This is a genomic window from Lysinibacillus sp. FSL P4-0201 (genome assembly GCF_038593425.1).
Taxonomy (GTDB): domain Bacteria; phylum Bacillota; class Bacilli; order Bacillales_A; family Planococcaceae; genus Lysinibacillus; species Lysinibacillus capsici.
Window position 1 is genome coordinate 1546513 of sequence record NZ_CP151995.1, and the last position, 16398, is coordinate 1562910.

19 protein-coding genes are annotated in these 16398 nt (G+C 39.6%); 15 read left to right on the forward strand and 4 right to left on the reverse strand.

Features of this window, described 5'->3' with window-relative positions; all coding sequences use genetic code 11:
- Positions 1–42: 42 nt before the first annotated feature.
- The 9 genes from aroA to MKY76_RS07615 all read left to right on the forward strand — a co-directional run bounded on the left by aroA (position 43) and on the right by MKY76_RS07615 (position 7620).
- Positions 43–1329, forward strand: a complete 1287-nt coding sequence (gene aroA, locus MKY76_RS07575) for a 3-phosphoshikimate 1-carboxyvinyltransferase (RefSeq protein WP_054550713.1) — start codon at positions 43–45, stop codon at positions 1327–1329.
- 95 nt (positions 1330–1424) lie between these two features.
- Entirely contained in the window at positions 1425–2693 is a 1269-nt protein-coding gene (locus tag MKY76_RS07580) for a tetratricopeptide repeat protein (RefSeq protein WP_004232654.1), read from the forward strand.
- A gap of 14 nt (positions 2694–2707) precedes the next feature.
- Positions 2708–3265: a ReoY family proteolytic degradation factor gene (locus tag MKY76_RS07585; protein ID WP_048389838.1), complete on the forward strand. Its 558-nt coding sequence runs from the start codon at positions 2708–2710 to the stop codon at positions 3263–3265.
- Between the two features lie 141 nt (positions 3266–3406).
- Complete coding sequence (locus tag MKY76_RS07590; RefSeq protein ID WP_313871700.1) at positions 3407–3856, forward strand: DUF2487 family protein; 450 nt, start codon at positions 3407–3409, stop codon at positions 3854–3856.
- 154 nt (positions 3857–4010) lie between these two features.
- Positions 4011–4517, forward strand: coding sequence for a ubiquinol-cytochrome c reductase iron-sulfur subunit (locus MKY76_RS07595; RefSeq protein ID WP_004232660.1), 507 nt, complete (start codon positions 4011–4013; stop codon positions 4515–4517).
- A gap of 19 nt (positions 4518–4536) precedes the next feature.
- Positions 4537–5211, forward strand: a complete 675-nt coding sequence (locus tag MKY76_RS07600; RefSeq protein ID WP_004232663.1) for a cytochrome b6 — start codon at positions 4537–4539, stop codon at positions 5209–5211.
- A 41-nt stretch (positions 5212–5252) separates the two neighbouring features.
- The gene (locus tag MKY76_RS07605; RefSeq protein WP_004232669.1) at positions 5253–6020 is read left to right on the forward strand and encodes a menaquinol-cytochrome c reductase cytochrome b/c subunit; all 768 of its coding nucleotides are present in this window, start codon (positions 5253–5255) and stop codon (positions 6018–6020) included.
- Between the two features lie 268 nt (positions 6021–6288).
- Positions 6289–6885 carry a DUF1405 domain-containing protein gene (locus tag MKY76_RS07610; RefSeq protein ID WP_257521653.1) on the forward strand — a complete coding sequence of 199 codons (597 nt, stop codon included), beginning with the start codon at positions 6289–6291 and terminating at the stop codon, positions 6883–6885.
- A gap of 60 nt (positions 6886–6945) precedes the next feature.
- Entirely contained in the window at positions 6946–7620 is a 675-nt protein-coding gene (locus MKY76_RS07615) for a zinc metallopeptidase (protein ID WP_036077718.1), read from the forward strand.
- Between the two features lie 55 nt (positions 7621–7675).
- Here the strand turns inward: MKY76_RS07615 and MKY76_RS07620 are convergent, their stop codons facing one another.
- Entirely contained in the window at positions 7676–8545 is an 870-nt protein-coding gene (locus tag MKY76_RS07620) for a YitT family protein (protein ID WP_004232676.1), read from the reverse strand.
- Positions 8546–8660: 115 nt separating this feature from the next.
- Here MKY76_RS07620 and MKY76_RS07625 point away from each other — a divergent pair, with 115 nt between their 5' ends.
- From MKY76_RS07625 to MKY76_RS07650, 6 genes are all read left to right on the forward strand, one after another.
- Positions 8661–8996 (forward strand): nucleotide pyrophosphohydrolase, encoded by a 336-nt coding sequence (locus MKY76_RS07625; protein WP_257961419.1) that lies wholly within the window; start codon positions 8661–8663, stop codon positions 8994–8996.
- Positions 8996–9793 (forward strand): 4-hydroxy-tetrahydrodipicolinate reductase, encoded by a 798-nt coding sequence (dapB, locus tag MKY76_RS07630; protein ID WP_004232679.1) that lies wholly within the window; start codon positions 8996–8998, stop codon positions 9791–9793. Before MKY76_RS07625 ends, dapB begins: the two co-directional genes overlap by 1 nt.
- Before the next feature lie 19 nt (positions 9794–9812).
- Positions 9813–10217, forward strand: coding sequence for a methylglyoxal synthase (gene mgsA / locus MKY76_RS07635; RefSeq protein ID WP_004232690.1), 405 nt, complete (start codon positions 9813–9815; stop codon positions 10215–10217).
- 33 nt (positions 10218–10250) lie between these two features.
- Positions 10251–11396: an N-acetyl-alpha-D-glucosaminyl L-malate synthase BshA gene (bshA, locus tag MKY76_RS07640; RefSeq protein ID WP_004232695.1), complete on the forward strand. Its 1146-nt coding sequence runs from the start codon at positions 10251–10253 to the stop codon at positions 11394–11396.
- A complete protein-coding gene (locus MKY76_RS07645; protein WP_326140503.1) occupies positions 11383–12555 on the forward strand; it encodes a CCA tRNA nucleotidyltransferase in 1173 nt (390 codons plus the stop codon). Before bshA ends, MKY76_RS07645 begins: the two co-directional genes overlap by 14 nt.
- A gap of 155 nt (positions 12556–12710) precedes the next feature.
- Entirely contained in the window at positions 12711–13694 is a 984-nt protein-coding gene (locus tag MKY76_RS07650; protein ID WP_131519677.1) for a biotin--[acetyl-CoA-carboxylase] ligase, read from the forward strand.
- A 601-nt stretch (positions 13695–14295) separates the two neighbouring features.
- Here MKY76_RS07650 and MKY76_RS07655 read toward each other — a convergent pair.
- Genes MKY76_RS07655 through MKY76_RS07665 form a run of 3 tightly spaced genes read right to left on the reverse strand, consistent with a single transcriptional unit; the run spans position 14296 to position 16051 of the window.
- Entirely contained in the window at positions 14296–15132 is an 837-nt protein-coding gene (locus MKY76_RS07655; RefSeq protein WP_342557618.1) for a DUF4097 family beta strand repeat-containing protein, read from the reverse strand.
- A complete protein-coding gene (locus MKY76_RS07660; RefSeq protein WP_066037628.1) occupies positions 15133–15738 on the reverse strand; it encodes a DUF1700 domain-containing protein in 606 nt (201 codons plus the stop codon). It lies immediately after the preceding gene.
- Positions 15731–16051, reverse strand: coding sequence for a PadR family transcriptional regulator (locus MKY76_RS07665; RefSeq protein WP_004232706.1), 321 nt, complete (start codon positions 16049–16051; stop codon positions 15731–15733). Before MKY76_RS07665 ends, MKY76_RS07660 begins: the two co-directional genes overlap by 8 nt.
- Between the last annotated feature and the right edge of the window lie 347 nt (positions 16052–16398).

Consider the following 16398-nt stretch of genomic DNA (forward strand, 5'->3'; position numbering starts at 1 on the left):
ATTTCGGCGCTTTCTATCTTCATATTGGAGGGAATAAAGTTCATGAGTGAAAAAGTATTGCAATACAACAAGCCTTCTTTACAGGGCTCTTTAACTGTTCCAGGCGATAAGTCTGTATCTCATCGCTCTGTGATGTTTGGCGCCATTGCTAGTGGAACAACGACAGTAGAGGGTTTTTTACTAGGTGAAGATTGTTTAAGTACAATTGATTGCTTCCAGAAACTTGGCGTTCAGATTGAGGTGGAAGGGACAAATGTAACCATTCATAGTCCAGGGATGGATGGCTGGCAGGAGCCGACAGAAGTGTTATATACGGGTAACTCGGGTACAACAACACGCTTAATGCTAGGCATTTTAGCTGGTTCTACTGTTCACTCTGTCATGACAGGAGATGCATCCATTGGAAAACGACCAATGCGCCGTGTTATAGATCCACTGCGTCAGATGGGTGCACAAATTACAGGGCGTGCAGACGGGCAATATACACCACTAGCCATTCAAGGTACAAAATTACAAGCCATTGATTACAAGATGCCTGTAGCAAGTGCACAGGTGAAATCTGCTATTTTACTAGCGGGCTTGCGTGCTGAAGGAACAACTATTGTTAGAGAAATGGATGTTTCGAGAGATCATACAGAGCGAATGCTGCGTCAATTTGGTGCACATGTAGAAGTAGATAATGGCGTAGTATCGATTGAAGGAGGACAAGCTCTCAATGGTACGCATGTTTCTGTGCCAGGAGATATATCATCGGCTGCCTTTTTCTTAGTGGCAGGAGCCATTTGCAAAAATAGTCAGCTAACACTAAATAATGTGGGCATTAATCCAACACGTGATGGCATTATAGAGGTGCTGCAAAAAATGGGCGCCACGATGACGGTAACGCCGAATGATGATAATCAAGCTGAACCGACAGCAACAATCCAAATCGCCACATCTTCTTTAACTGGTACAATAATTGAGGGAGACATTATTCCTCGTTTAATTGACGAAATTCCAATTCTTGCATTACTCGCTACGCAAGCACATGGTCAAACGATCATTAAAGATGCCGAGGAGCTAAAGGTGAAGGAGACTGACCGTATCACAGCTGTTGTGACTGAATTAAAGAAACTTGGTGCCCAAATCGAAGCAACAGAAGATGGTATGATTATTGAGGGACCAACGTCTTTAAAAGGAGCAAACCTTAAAACATATGGCGATCATCGAATCGGCATGATGGGTGCAGTTGCAGCTTTAATAACAGACGGAGCTGTTACACTAGATGATGCACAATGTATTGCTGTATCCTACCCATCGTTCTTTGAGCATATTGAGGCAGTGAAGTAACAATTAAGAGAGGCTCTCCAAGCTTTTGGGGAGTTTTTTCTTGTTTCAGAGGTAAATGTTTTGTAGCATAAAGGTATCAACGAAAGAATAGGTGAATGACTGTGAACAATGCGATGACTGAAATGATGCAAGCACTTGAACAAGGGGATTTAGCATTAATAGATCAGCTACTAGAATCATTTTTAATGAAGGAGCTACCCGAGGAGATCTATGCACTTGCTGAGATTTTTATGCAGTATGGGTACATGAAGGAAGCTGACCGTGTGCTGGAGCATTTACAATTTTTATTCCCAGAAGAAGCACAGTTAAAAATAGATCGTGCCAATGTCCTAATGGAGCTTGGTAATGAAGATGAAGCATTAGATTTATTATTAGAAATTGAAGAAACCTCCCCAGAATATCCACAAGCGTTATTGGTTTTAGCTGATTATTATCAAATGCAAGGGTTATTTGAGGTTGCAGAAAAGCGTATAAATGAAGCATTAGCAATTTTACCAGACGAGCCATTATTACATTTTGCGAAAGCAGAACTTTTATTTGAAACAGGTCGTTTTTTAGAGGCAGCAAGACTGTACGAGGACTTATATGAGCAGCAAAATGAATTTGCTGGTATTCAACTTGTCGAACGACTAGCGGAGGTTTATCGTGCAGGTGCAGCCTATGAGACGGCATTTGATTATTATGTCAAAGCCCTTGAAGATGAAGTAAAGCCCGATATTTTATTTGGAGCTGCTTATTCAGCCTTCCAGTCACAAAAATACGAGATGGCTATTAAACAACTAGAGGAATTGAAAGAATTAGATCCTGATTACTTCTCAGCCTATTTATTGCTTGCGGAAAGCTATGCAATGACAGAGGATAATCAAAAAGCATATGCTGCCATTCAAGAGGGGTTAAAGCGTGATGAATATGATAAATCGCTTTATTTATTCGCTGGTAAAATGGCATTGAAAAATGGTTTGCCAGAAGAAGCTGAGCAACATCTGAGAGAAGCTATAGCGCTCGATCCTGAATATATGGAAGCGGTACTGGCACTTATTTCAGTGTTTGGACAACAGGAGCGCCATGAGGATGTGATCGAGTTATTTGAGACATTACAGCAAAATGATTTTGAATGGAGCACTTTATATCCTTTTGCGGCAGAGGCATATGAAAATTTAGAATTGTACGACCGTGCATACGAATTTTACCGTTTGGCATATAATGATTTTAAGGAAGACGCAACATTTTTAGAAAAATATGTTTACTTCTTATTAGAAGAAGGAAAGCGTTCAGAGGCAAAAGAGGTTCTTGGACAATTAATCAACATTCAACCGGGTGAACCAGAGTGGCAGGAGAAGTTAGAAACCTTAGAATTTGAGTAAAGGAGGGAGTGGGTATGACTGCTTCTGTATCAGTTGTTGATAAAAAAGCATTTGTTCGATGGTTTTTAAAAAATTATCAATTGAAACGTCGTGAGTGTGTATGGATTTTAAATTACCTATTAAGTAATGATGACTTGTTAAAAAGAATCCGTTTTGTGGAAGAAGCTCACTATTGTCCTAGGGCAATGGTGATGTCAACAGTAGACTCAACAGGTGTGCCTTTTCGTTTCTATAAAGGCAATGTGATGACGGCAGATGCTGAGAAGTCTTTCCATGATTTACGCTTACATGAACAAGAAGATATGTATATACAATTGAATTTTCCTAATATACCACCAAGTGCACAATACTTAGCAGTTCTTGAAGAAAACCCTTATATGCCAGAAACACTGCTCGTCAGTGAAAAAGATCGTGTACTGGCAGAAGAGCTGCTTTCCAATAGCTTACTCGTATTCCAAGAAGAGAAATTACTTGCACAAATTGATGAAGCCCTCGACCAGGGAGATGAAGTGCGATTTTATGAATTGTCTAATTTGTTACAAGCATTGAAGGAAACGGCTAATTTACGTTAATTATAGGTAAAAATTGAATGTCCTTTATCCATTTCAATATGGTAACATTACTAGTGAATGATTGTTTTCACTTTTAATTGGGTATCCTATTGAAGAGTGGAAAAGGACATTTTTATTTTGCGATAAAAGGAGGTTTGTTGAATGTATTTTAATGCAAACGATGTAACATCGTTTATGGCACAAAAAGATTTTATTGATACCGCGGTTGTTCCACTTGTATCCATTGATCTCTCTTCTGAAAAAATGAAACAAAGTGGTGCCGAGGTAGATTTTGTCATGTCTTTAACTTCTTTTATAGAGCAGCAGTTTAAAGGTCGACTACTAGTCATGCCACCATTTTCTTATATGACAACTTTAAAAAACGACGATTTACCACAGCAATTAGAAGCACAATTACATAATGCTGGATTTAAGCATGTGTTCTTCATTACTTGTGACCATTATTGGACAAAGAGTGGAGAGATAATCAATATGATTTGGTTACCAGCGATTCCTTTAGAAAGTATGGATGCCAGTGTGAAAAAATCCATTCTAGAAGATCAATTGCGACAAGTGATTCCAATGCTTTCGACTAAATGGGCACAGATTTAACAATTAGTTTCAATAAATGTTCACATTCTCCAGCTTTCCACAGAATGCTATATTGACCAAGCTATGGACTTGATATATCATATATATGTCCTAGTATTACTATTTGTAAAAGTATGTCCGTTGGACTGACCTTTAAGTTAGAGGGGGGAAAATAATGAGTAATAATCGAGTTTCACGTCGTCAATTTCTAAGTTATACTCTTACTGGTGTAGGTGGATTTATGGCGGCAGGTATGCTAATGCCAATGCTTCGCTTTGCAATTGATCCTGTGCTACAAAAGCATGAGGGTGGGGATTTTGTAAAAACAGAGCATAAAATCGCTGACTTGACTGAAGAGCCTGTAAAAGTGGACTTTTCATATGAACAAGTGGATGCATGGTATAAATCACAGGTTACAGATGTAGCTTGGGTTTATAAAAGTGGCGATCAAATCATTGCCCTTTCACCTGTTTGTAAGCATTTAGGATGTATGGTTGACTGGAATGGAGATTCTGCACACCCAGGTCAATTCTTCTGTCCATGCCACGCAGGACGTTATGAGAAAAACGGGAAAAACATTGCAGGTACACCGCCTCTAGGTCCGTTGGATGAATTTGAAGTACAAGAACAAGATGGCTATTTAATGATTGGTCCAGCTAAAGCAAATTCTCTAGTTAAATAAGTAAGGGGGTACGACAACAGTGCTAAATAAAATTTATGATTGGGTCGATGAACGCCTAGATATTACACCGATTTGGCGTGATATTGCCGACCACGAAGTGCCAGAGCACGTTAACCCTGCACATCATTTTTCAGCATTCGTTTACTGCTTTGGTGGATTAACATTCTTCATCACAGTAATTCAAATTCTATCTGGTATGTTCCTAACAATGTACTATGTACCAGACGTTGTGAATGCCTGGAAATCAGTTTATTATTTACAAAACGAAGTAGCATTTGGTGAAATCGTACGCGGTATGCACCACTGGGGAGCTTCATTAGTTATCGTAATGATGTTCTTACATACACTTCGTGTATTCTTCACAGGTTCTTATAAAAAACCTCGTGAGTTAAACTGGATGGTTGGTGTAGGTATTTTTGGTGTAATGATGGGTCTTGGATTTACAGGATACTTATTACCATGGGATATGAAAGCATTATTCGCTACTAAAGTAGGTATCGAAATTGCAGCATCAGTACCGTTTATCGGTGGGATGATTAAAGTATTATTAGCGGGTGACACAACGATTCTTGGTGCTCAAACGTTAACTCGATTCTTTGCGATTCATGTATTCTTCTTACCTGCAGTATTGTTTGGGTTACTTGCAGCGCACTTTATCATGATTCGTCGTCAAGGAATTTCAGGACCGTTGTAATTGTCTTGACGGTTCGATGATCTTTAAAAGGAGGGGACACTATGCATCGCGGAAAAGGAATGAAATTTGTCGGCGATTCTCGTATTAAAGCGAATCACAGAATGCCGAACGTTCCAAAGGATTATTCCGAATATCCAGGTAAGACGGAAGCTTTCTGGCCAAACTTCTTACTGAAGGAATGGATGGTAGGTGCTGTATTTTTAATTGGATACTTATTATTAACTGTCGCTCACCCGTCACCACTTGAAGGGCCGGCAGATCCAACTAGAGCATATACACCACTACCGGACTGGTACTTCTTATTTATGTATCAACTTTTAAAATACTCATTTGCTTCTGGTCCATACAATGTAATCGGAGCTATTGTAATTCCAGGTCTTGCATTTGGAGCGCTATTATTAATGCCATTTTTAGACAAGGGTCCAGAACGTCGTCCATCTAAACGTCCATTGCCAACAGCGTTTATGTTATTAACTTTAGCTGCTATGTTCTACCTAACTTGGGAGTCAGTTGTTAACCACGACTGGGAAGCTCAAAAAGCTATGGGTGCAATCGTAGAAACAGTTGAATTCGATAAAGAATCAGAAGGTTATAAACTATACGCTGGTTCAGCTTGTATTACATGTCACGGTGAAGGCTTAGAAGGTGGAGCTGGTGCACCATCTCTAATGAACACTGGATTAACAGCTGATGAAATTAAGGACATTGCTCATAATGGTCGCGGTAACATGCCACCAGGATTATGGACAGGTTCAGATGAAGATCTTCAAAAACTTGCTGAATTCATCGAAAGCTTAAAAGCAGAGTAATAGTAAAAGAGTCAGGAAACTGGCTCTTTTTTTTCTACCTTGTTATACTATTGGGACTGGAAGCCATACAAAAAGGTTCCCTTGTATAAAGGATTTTAGCGAAAGATGTCGAAAAAACATTTATTCTTGAAACAAGTAAGCGAATTAAAACAATAAAATAACACATATTGATGGTGAGATACAATTGAATTGAAAGGTAGAGTAAAGCTCTAGAATTTCAGAACTATACATAAATAATGGATTGTTTTTATCGGAAGGAGTTAACATCGTGCAACTAACAAAAGCAAATATTTGGTACCTTCTGACCCATAAATCATTCTTGATAGTGCTGCTAATTATTAATCTACTAGGTACAATTTATGGCTATTATTGGTATGGGTGGCAGCTTGCCATCACAGAGCCTATTTTTTATATTTTTGTTCCAGATAGTCCGACAGCCAGTTTATTCTTTTGTTTTGTGTTAATTGCTTGGATTATGGGGAAAAGCTGGCCACTGATGGAAGTACTTGCCCTTGTTACGTTGGTGAAATATGGCTTATGGGCAGATGTGATGAATATTTGGACATTAATTGAAACAGGTTCTATTGGCTGGCAGGGATGGATGCTAGTTGGTTCACATTTTGCCATGGCTGTACAAGCTGTACTATATATGAAGAAATATGTCTTCACTTATTGGCATGTTGTGATAGCAGCTGTTTGGACACTGCATAATGATGTCATTGACTATGTATTTGGGCAAATGCCGATGTATCGGGATTTAGCCAATTACACAAGCTATATAGGTTACTTTACATTCTGGTTATCAATTGCATGTATTTTACTTGCCATTTTCTCAATTAGGTGGCGCAAATATTTGCCGAATTAGGGTATAAATTATAGAATTATAGTATCGAGGTAGAAAGGGGTTAGAAAATTGTCAACGAGCATGTATATTGTTTATTTTGTGATTATTATGCTGCTTCCACTTTATGCTCAAATGAAGGTAAAGGGTACGTATAATAAATTTGCAAAGCAACGTACAATGAAGGGGCAAACTGGTGCAGAGGTAGCGCGTGCGATTTTAGATGCAAACGGCTTATATGATGTACGAGTTGTGCCAACACAAGGTGTGTTGTCTGATCATTATAATCCAGCAACCAAAACAGTGGCTTTATCAGAAAGTAACTTTTATGAAGCAAGTGTTGCAGGTGCTGCGGTTGCTGCCCATGAGGTAGGTCACGCCATCCAACATAAAGAAGCTTATTCCATGCTTACATTACGTAGTAAGCTAGTCCCAGTAGCAAATATTTCTTCTAATGCGTCTTGGATTTTCGTAATGATTGGTATTTTTGCAAGTAGTACGAATTTCTTGCTATTAGGTATCATATTATTAGCAGCAGGTGTTGTTTTCCAATTAGTGACACTTCCTGTGGAGTTTGATGCCTCAAAGCGAGCATTAGTTCAAATGAATTCACTTGGCATTATTACAAATGAAGAAGAACGACCAGCACGAAAAGTATTAAGTGCTGCAGCATTAACATATGTAGCAGCGGCAGCAGTAGCTGTACTAGAGTTATTACGTTTAATTTTAATTTTTACCAATATGCGTAGCGACGACTAAGAAAAAACTTGTTATAGTGGTACACCACTATAACAAGTTTTTTATCTTCGTATGCTTAATGAAGGGGCTGCTTTTGATCGTCTAGTGTGAAGCCTTCTCCTGCCACATCTCGTACTTCAATGATGGAAACAAATGCGTGCGGATCAACTTCATGCACAATAGATTTTAACCGTACAACTTCATTGCGACCAATTACACAATAAATAACCTCCTTAGGTTGTTTCGTAAAATGACCATGTCCTTCTAAAATGGTGATACCACGCTCCATTCGAAGAGCGATTGTTTCAGCAATGGCTCCAGACTTTTCTGATATGATAAGCGCACCACGAGCCGCATAAGCACCTTCTTGTACAAAGTCAATGACACGGGCTCCAACAAATACGGCTACTAATGTATACATCATGGAACGAGCATCCAAGAACGTCAGCCAAGAAAGAATGATGACGATGGCATCGAAGACAAACATGGTTTTCCCCATACTCCAGCCAAAATATTTATGCCCTAGTCGTGCCAAAATATCGACACCACCTGTAGTGCCACCGAAACGAAAGACAATCCCAAGTCCCAATCCAACAAAGACACCAGCAAAAAGTGCTACAAGCAACATGTCATCCTCTAAATGGATGGTAAATTGATATTTTTGGAAAATTTTTAGAAAAAGAGATACGGATAAAGTGCCGACAAGCGTATAGACAAATGATTTTTTTCCAAGTAATCGATAACCTATGATAAACATGGGAATATTTAATAACAGGTTCATTAAGGCGGGGTCCCATCCTAATGTAAAATATAGTATGAGTGTAATCCCACTTAGTCCACCTTCACCCAGTTGATTTTGGATGTTGAAGTGAACAAAGCCGAAGCTGAAAACTGCTGCTCCGAGCATAATCGCGATAATATTACGTATTTTAATCTGTTTTAGCATTTGACCTCCTGTAGTTCCAAACAAATGAAGTAGTGTTATCTATTATCTGACATTTTATTGGTTTTGACAACAATGGTGTAAATTTTATACGATGGTAAATAGGAGTGTGATTTTTATGGCAAATCAACTAACAATGCAAGCTTTACAACAGCGTGTCGATGACTATATAGGACAATTTAAAGAAGGCTATTTTCCACCATTTGAATTACTTGCACGTCTAACAGAAGAATTAGGTGAACTTTCACGCGAAGTTCAGGATGTCTATGGACAGAAAAAGAAAAAGAGTACAGAGGATACAAACAGTATTGAAGAGGAACTAGGAGACTTTTTCTTTGTACTAGTCTGTTTTGCAAATGCCCAAGGTATTAAACTAGATGAAGCACTTTTACGCGTCATACATAAATTTGAAACTAGAGATAAGGATCGTTGGACTAGAAAGGATGAAGAATGATGTCGATTCGTGTAGCTATTGCGGGAGCAAGAGGAAAAATGGGAGCTGAGGCTGTACATACGGTCATGAAACATGACAAAATGGAATTAGTAGCTGTACTAGATTATAAGGAAGTAGGAAAAACTTTAGCTGATTTAGATATGTTTCCAGCAAGCTATACAGTGCCTATATTTACAGAAATGCATGATCTTGTAGAAGCAACTGCACCAGATGTACTAGTGGATTTAACTAATCCACATGCAGTCTACAAACATACAAAGGAAGCACTGAATTTAAATGTACGACCAGTAATTGGTACAACAGGATTTACAGATGCACAACTAGAGGAATTATCAGCCATGGCCAAAGAAAAAGAGTTAGGTTGCATTATTGCACCAAACTTTGCGATTGGTGCTATCCTAATGATGAAGTTTGCAAAAGAAGCAGCCAAATACTTACCAGATGTAGAGATTATAGAAATGCACCATGATCAGAAGCTTGATGCACCATCTGGGACAGCGGTGAAAACGGCACAGTTAATACAAGAGGTCCGTACGCCAAAGGCACAAGGACATCTAGAAGAGAAAGAAACCATTAAAGGTGCAAGAGGTGGAGATTTTGACGGTATGCGCATTCACTCCGTACGTTTACCTGGTTTAGTGGCACACCAGCAAGTATTATTTGGAGGGGATGGGCAGCTACTAACGATTCGCCATGATTCATTAAACCGTAATTCTTTTATGTCGGGTGTTGCATTTTGCATAGAAGAGGTTATGAAAATGGATCAGCTTGTTTATGGTTTAGAAAACATCATCTAAAGATTGGGATGGAAGCTATATGAAAATCGCATTGATTGCACATGATCGTAAAAAAGATAATTTAGTACAGTTTGCTATTGCTTACCAAAATATTTTACAAGAACACACACTATATGCTACCGGCACAACAGGACAACGTGTAATCGAAGCTACTGGTTTGGAAGTTACACGTTTTCGTTCAGGGCCACTTGGTGGCGACCAACAAATTGGCGCAATGATTGCCAATAATGATATGGACATGGTGATATTTTTCCGTGATCCTTTAACAGCACAACCACATGAGCCAGATGTTTCTGCACTAATCCGTCTTTGTGATGTTTACCAAGTGCCACTGGCAACAAATATGGGAACAGCAGAAATATTACTAAAAGGCCTACAGGAAGGCTTTGTGGATTGGAGACTGATACAAGAAAGACGCAATTAACAAAAGACGTGATTCAGAAAGGATGATCATCGAATGAAAAAGCTAAAAATAGGCATTACCTGTTATCCTACAGTTGGTGGCTCTGGTGTCATTGCAACAGAATTAGGCAAAATGCTTGCAGAAAGAGGACATGAAATTCATTTCATCACCTCAAGCGTACCATTTCGATTGAATAAAATTTATCCAACCGTCTTTTTCCATGAAGTCGAAGTTAATAATTATTCAGTATTTCAATATTCTCCATACGATATTGCATTAGCGAGTAAAATGGCAGACGTCATCAAGGATGAAGAGTTGGATGTGCTACATGTGCATTATGCCATCCCACATGCAGTATGTGCGGTACTAGCCCGTGAAATGAGCGGCCGAGACATTGGCATCGTTACAACCCTTCATGGCACAGATATATCGGTGCTTGGGCAAGATTCTACGCTCTCACAGGCCATTAAGTATGGGATTGATAAATCTGATATTGTGACAACCGTGTCACAGGCATTAAAAGAACAAACCTATGAACTGATTGATACAGTAAAACCAATTGAAACGATTTATAACTTTGTGGACGAACGGGAATACTTCCCACGAAATTCAGGAAACTTAAAAGAGCAATTTGGTATACAAGAAGATGAAAAAGTCCTCATTCATGTATCAAACTTCCGTAAAATAAAGAACCTTCCACACATTGTAGACGCCTTTATGAAAATCCGTGCCAACATGAAAGCAAAGCTCTTATTAGTAGGTGATGGCCCAGAAAAGCATCGTGTCATGGACCAAGTAAAAGGAAGTCCGTATATGAAGGATGTTTTATTTTTAGGGAAACAAGAAAACTTAGCTGAACTGTATGCGATTAGTGATCTAAAGCTATTATTATCACAGCAAGAATCGTTTGGACTGGTGTTATTAGAGGCAATGGCTTGTGGTGTACCTTGTATTGGAACAAATGTAGGTGGTATTCCAGAAGTCATTGAGCATGGTGTAGACGGCTATATCGTGGAATTAGGGGATACAGAGGCAGTTGCGGCGTATGCAACCCATTTATTGCAAGATGAGGAACAATTACTGCGCTTCCGAGAAGCGGCCATCCGTGCAGTAAGTGAAAAATTCCACTCATCCAAAATTGTGGAACAATATGAAAATCTGTACGAGAAGGTTGCGGAAAGAAATCATGCAAAACAATAAAGAATGGCAGGCAGCCTATACAGTCATTGAGCAATTAGAACAGGCGGGATTTGAAGCAGTTATTGTTGGTGGAGCTGTAAGAGATGCTTTACTCGATCGTCCTGCCCATGATGTAGATGTGGCTACAAATGCCTTGCCTGAAGAAGTAAAAACTGTGTTTCAAAAGACTGTAGATATTGGGATTCAGCATGGGACGGTACTTGTTATCGTACCCGCTGGACCTGTGGAAGTGACTACCTATCGGACAGATGGGGAATATACAGATCATCGAAGACCACAGAATGTCCATTTCGTTCGATCTCTAAAAGAGGATTTACAACGCCGAGATTTTACAATGAACGCCATTGCCATGCGTCGTGATGGCTCTTTTGTAGATTATTATGGCGGACAACAAGATATTGAAAAGCGCGTTATACGAGCGGTAGGAGAGGCAGAAAAACGGTTTGCAGAAGATGCTTTAAGGATGCTGCGAGCGATTCGCTTCTCTGCACAGCTTGATTTTACGATCGAGGCGAATACATTAGCAGCCATCCAGCAAAGGGCTGCTGATTTGGGCTTTATTGCAAAAGAACGCATTAAAGCAGAGCTTGATAAGCTTTGGGTAGGACAAACAGTTTTTGGGGGTATACAAAAACTAGAGGACAGTGGATTAACGGCCTATTTAACAGGTGATTTTCAAACTGCACAATGGCATAATTTCCAAACAAAAGATGCCCTTCTTGGCTGGGCATACTTTGCCTTACTACAAGGAGCAGCATGGCGTGAGGTAGTGCGCGATTATCGATTATCGAATAAGGAAATGGCGTTTATTAATTCCGTTTTAACCGCTTATGACGCTTTAAAAGATGGTTGGACAAATCGCCATTATTTTTACTACACAGAGCAAGAACTAGAGGCTGCACAATATTTTGCCCAACTTCGCCAATTAGACGCTTCGATACCTCAACAATCTATCCGAGAATTACAGGCAAAGCTACCGATTCAACATAAGCAAGAATTAGCGGTGAATGGGGCTGATTTACTGAAATGGTCTGGCAAAAAGGGTGGGCCGTGGGTAAAAGCCGCATTGGAGGAGCTGCTGACAGCCATTCTTCATCATGAACTTCAAAATGATCGACAACAGATTAAAAGCTGGCTGGAGCAACAGGATCTTACTTAAAGCCGAATACATGATAGGTAAAAGCCGTCTCCTGAAATGGGAGACGGCTTCATTAAATTCCTATCGTTGGTGGTCATTTACGTTAATTTACAGTATGATTAAGACAAAATAAGTTACATAACAAGAGTACAGTTAACTAAAGGATTGATGTGAAGATGACAATTTCCATGAAGGACGAAATTTTAAAAAGAATATTGGCTGCTGATGGAGAAGCGGTTTCAGGTCAGGAATTAGCAGATTCTCTTGGTGTCTCAAGAACCGCTGTTTGGAAGCATATGCAAACATTACAAGAGGAAGGGTATACATTTGATACAATTAAGAAAAAGGGGTATGTATTGACAGGTGTACCAAATAGCTTGAGCCCCACACAGATTAAGCTTTTTTTAAAGACAGAGCATTTTGGACGTGAGATCCATTATTACGATGTAGTTGATTCAACACAAACAATTGCGCATAAGCTTGCACAGGAAGGAGCTCCACACGGTACAATTATTATTGGTGAGGAGCAAACAGCGGGGCGTGGTCGTATGGCTCGTCCTTGGGAGTCTGCACATGGGACAGGTATTTGGATGACCGTTATCGTTCGGCCAGATGTTACGCCCCAGCAGGCCTCATCCTATACACTTGTGGTGGCAGTAGCTGTCACAATGGCCATTAAAACCTTATATAAAGATGTAGAGCCAGCGATTAAATGGCCCAATGATTTATTGATTAATGGCAAAAAATGTACGGGGATTTTAACGGAAATGCAAGCAGAGGCGGATCTTGTGCAAGCTTTACTTGTTGGAATTGGCATAAATGCGAACCAAGCAGCAGCTGACTTTTCACCTGATATTGCGGATATTGCCACTTCATTACGATTAGAAGCTGGAGAAGAAATCAATCGTGCAGCACTTGTGGCCTCTATCTTACACTATTTAGAACAATTTACAGAACTATACGTTAAAGAGGGTTTTGCGAGTCTAAAGACACTATGGCAGCAAATGTCTTGTACAATTGGTCAACGTATAGAGGTAACAACGATACGCGAACGTTTTGAAGGGGTTGCCAGTGGCATTACAGACGATGGTGTTCTGCAACTGACACAGGACGATGGAACGGTTCGAACGATCTATGCAGGAGACATCAAAATATTATAAAAAAGAAGCTGCAAGTAACGTACTTGCAGCTTCTCATGTTGTTGCAAAAAGATGATGTCAACGGCAGAAAAAGCAACTTTGCAAGGTGAGGGGGTGATTTCCGTTCCGCCAGCGTCCTTTCCAGGGGGCGTCCGATGAGCCGCTTCACTCACTTGCGTTCGCTCCAGGGTCTCATCTGTGACGCTAAATCCCCTAGGAGTGACCTGGCTCCACTCCAATCAACCATTCTGTAAAAGTGTCTTTGCTTTATCTTTCATACTGGCCGTAGCGAACAAAATAATCCATTATTTGTATTATTAGAGAATCGATAGACTTTTATTTTCAATGTGGGGAAGTCATGCGTAACAGCACCTCTTCATAAAGAGTCGTGAACACCTTCACTTTATTTGAAAACCTTTGCTAAAAGGTAACACTTTTGTAGGTTGAAGTGGAAGGCTACTTGACTCCCGTGGGATCGGCGCTCGCCCACAGGAAAGAAAGTAGCCTGCAACGGAAACCATTTTCACCTTTCAAAAAAATTCTATTAATGGTTTTGTTTTTCAACAATATGAGAAGCTGCAAGTAACGTCCTGTACTTGCAGCTTCTTTTATTGTCTATTCTTTATTTTAGTGACACATCTATATCACCATGTGATAAGGAAACATTCAGTTGGTGCTCACCCTTCGTTACCTGAGTCACGGTGCCATTTTGTTCTTCATCATTAATGGTCACATCACCGAAGTCTGTTTTGAGAGCGTAGCCTATATCACTTTGTTTGTTTTGTAAGTGAATCGTTGTATCGCCAAAACTAGAGGTAATGGTTGTTTGCCCATTTAATGTGCCATCTATATCGATATCTCCATGCTCGCTCTCAATAGTAAAGCCGTTACTAGTAAGTTGCTGAAGCGTCAAATCACCAAAGGACTGCCTAATCTCTGTTTTGTCACCCGTCGTGCTGTTGAAAGTAATATCTCCATAATCCTGGATGAGATTAAGCTGCTGATACTGGAGCCCATGAATGGCTGTATCGCCAAAATTACTGTCTATCACAATCGCCTCTATTTTTGTATCTTTTGGGACATAGAGTTTGATTGAAGGGGAAGAGAGGTTACCGAAGCCAAATTGAAAACCATCCTTTTTCTTTGCCATTGTTTCGATGGTTAAAGTTCCGTTATCAATATGATATGTTACATCTTCTTGATCATGGACCTTTGTGTCTAATTTATAGTCACTATCACTTGCAACAATCTCCACATCTCCATAATCATTTATGATATTAATGCTTGTGAATGCATCTAAAGCATGAGACTGACTTATTAATTTAGTATTACTTGGGACATAAAGACCCTCTGAATCTTTAAGAATCAGCCAGCGACCCCCTGAAAAATAGCCAATCAATGCGAGTAGAATGCCTAATGCAATCATTGTCATGGCAATAAGGGTATTTTTTGACGTCATTTAGAAGTCCCCCTTTTTTTGCTTCTTTGTCATTTTATGGAACAGTCTGCCTAATGTTTCAACAGAGACAACAACGGTTTTCTTGATAACACGAGCAACAACTGGGAACAGTAGGACGCCCAAGCCCGTTACGATTAACCCGACACCCATAAAGAGCAGTGCGGTCGGCCAATGCTCTGTTAAAATTAAGAAACCTGAAATGATCGCCACAACGCCACCAGCAAAAATACTAATAACAGTTGCGACAATAGCAAAGATTAAGCTGATAATGACTGCGCCAAATGAAAAAATGAGTGCAATGGCTGTTGCAAGTAATGGCAATGAAAGGGGCGCAGACAGTATAGCTAGAATAATGAGCCAAATGGCAGACATATTCTTTTTTGTTGATTTTGCCGAGGAGGTCTCTAAATCCTTTAATGCGAAATCAGCTAATATTTGTGAGGCGACGTGTGAAGGAGAGCCAAGTTGTGAAATGACCTGATGCTCATTTTCCTCTCCAGCTTCCTCAAAGTATTCTTCATAATAGGCAAGCGCAGCGTCTAACTCATGCGCAGGAAGCCGACGTAATTTTCCTCGTAGCTGTTTCAAATAGCTTGCTCTATCCATCTAAATTCCCTCCTAAAAGTACACAATCAACCTTTTCCTTATACATTTGCCATTCTTTTAATAGCTCTAATAATCGTATACGTCCTTGCTCTGTAATTTGATAATAGCGTCTATTTCTACCTTGATAAGGTTGATCGTACGTTGTTAAGTAATGCGCTTTTTGTAAGCGGCGTAATACAGGATACAGTGTAGACTCTGAAATCTCCATGACTGATTGTACCTGCTGTGTTAAAGAATAACCGTAGGCGTCCTCTTTCTCGACAATAGCCAGTACACAAGCATCAAGTAAAGCTGAACCAAGCTGAAATGTCATCTTTTCACCTCACATGTAATACCTATACTTCATTTTATATTATATGACATATAGTATGTGGATAGTATATGACGTATAACATTGATTGTCAATTATAAAAGAAAATTTTTTCCAATGTTGTTAGACGAAGATATTGTAAGAAAATAATATTTGAAGATTAATAGGAAAATCTGTTATAGTATGTGCGAAGGGCAGTATCCATTGTGAACGGCACCTTCAAAAACGCAATAGACTATACTATCAAATATCTGCCTTGATCTTTTAGACAGGGACGGAAGAAAACGATACGTTCAAATATAGCTTTCATTTTGTAAGCTATTGCCTCTTTCAGGGGTCTTTTTATCATT

Coding starts and splice junctions, on each gene's coding strand:
- aroA (WP_054550713.1), top strand. CDS start 43: ATGAGTGAAAAAGTATTGCAATACAACAAGCCTTCTTTACAGGGCTCT.
- MKY76_RS07580 (WP_004232654.1), top strand. CDS start 1,425: ATGACTGTGAACAATGCGATGACTGAAATGATGCAAGCACTTGAACAA.
- MKY76_RS07585 (WP_048389838.1), top strand. CDS start 2,708: ATGACTGCTTCTGTATCAGTTGTTGATAAAAAAGCATTTGTTCGATGG.
- MKY76_RS07590 (WP_313871700.1), top strand. CDS start 3,407: ATGTATTTTAATGCAAACGATGTAACATCGTTTATGGCACAAAAAGAT.
- MKY76_RS07595 (WP_004232660.1), top strand. CDS start 4,011: ATGAGTAATAATCGAGTTTCACGTCGTCAATTTCTAAGTTATACTCTT.
- MKY76_RS07605 (WP_004232669.1), top strand. CDS start 5,253: ATGCATCGCGGAAAAGGAATGAAATTTGTCGGCGATTCTCGTATTAAA.
- MKY76_RS07615 (WP_036077718.1), top strand. CDS start 6,946: ATGTATATTGTTTATTTTGTGATTATTATGCTGCTTCCACTTTATGCT.
- MKY76_RS07620 (WP_004232676.1), bottom strand. CDS start 8,545: ATGCTAAAACAGATTAAAATACGTAATATTATCGCGATTATGCTCGGA.
- MKY76_RS07625 (WP_257961419.1), top strand. CDS start 8,661: ATGGCAAATCAACTAACAATGCAAGCTTTACAACAGCGTGTCGATGAC.
- dapB (WP_004232679.1), top strand. CDS start 8,996: ATGTCGATTCGTGTAGCTATTGCGGGAGCAAGAGGAAAAATGGGAGCT.
- mgsA (WP_004232690.1), top strand. CDS start 9,813: ATGAAAATCGCATTGATTGCACATGATCGTAAAAAAGATAATTTAGTA.
- bshA (WP_004232695.1), top strand. CDS start 10,251: ATGAAAAAGCTAAAAATAGGCATTACCTGTTATCCTACAGTTGGTGGC.
- MKY76_RS07645 (WP_326140503.1), top strand. CDS start 11,383: ATGCAAAACAATAAAGAATGGCAGGCAGCCTATACAGTCATTGAGCAA.
- MKY76_RS07650 (WP_131519677.1), top strand. CDS start 12,711: ATGACAATTTCCATGAAGGACGAAATTTTAAAAAGAATATTGGCTGCT.
- MKY76_RS07655 (WP_342557618.1), bottom strand. CDS start 15,132: ATGACGTCAAAAAATACCCTTATTGCCATGACAATGATTGCATTAGGC.
- MKY76_RS07660 (WP_066037628.1), bottom strand. CDS start 15,738: ATGGATAGAGCAAGCTATTTGAAACAGCTACGAGGAAAATTACGTCGG.
- MKY76_RS07665 (WP_004232706.1), bottom strand. CDS start 16,051: ATGACATTTCAGCTTGGTTCAGCTTTACTTGATGCTTGTGTACTGGCT.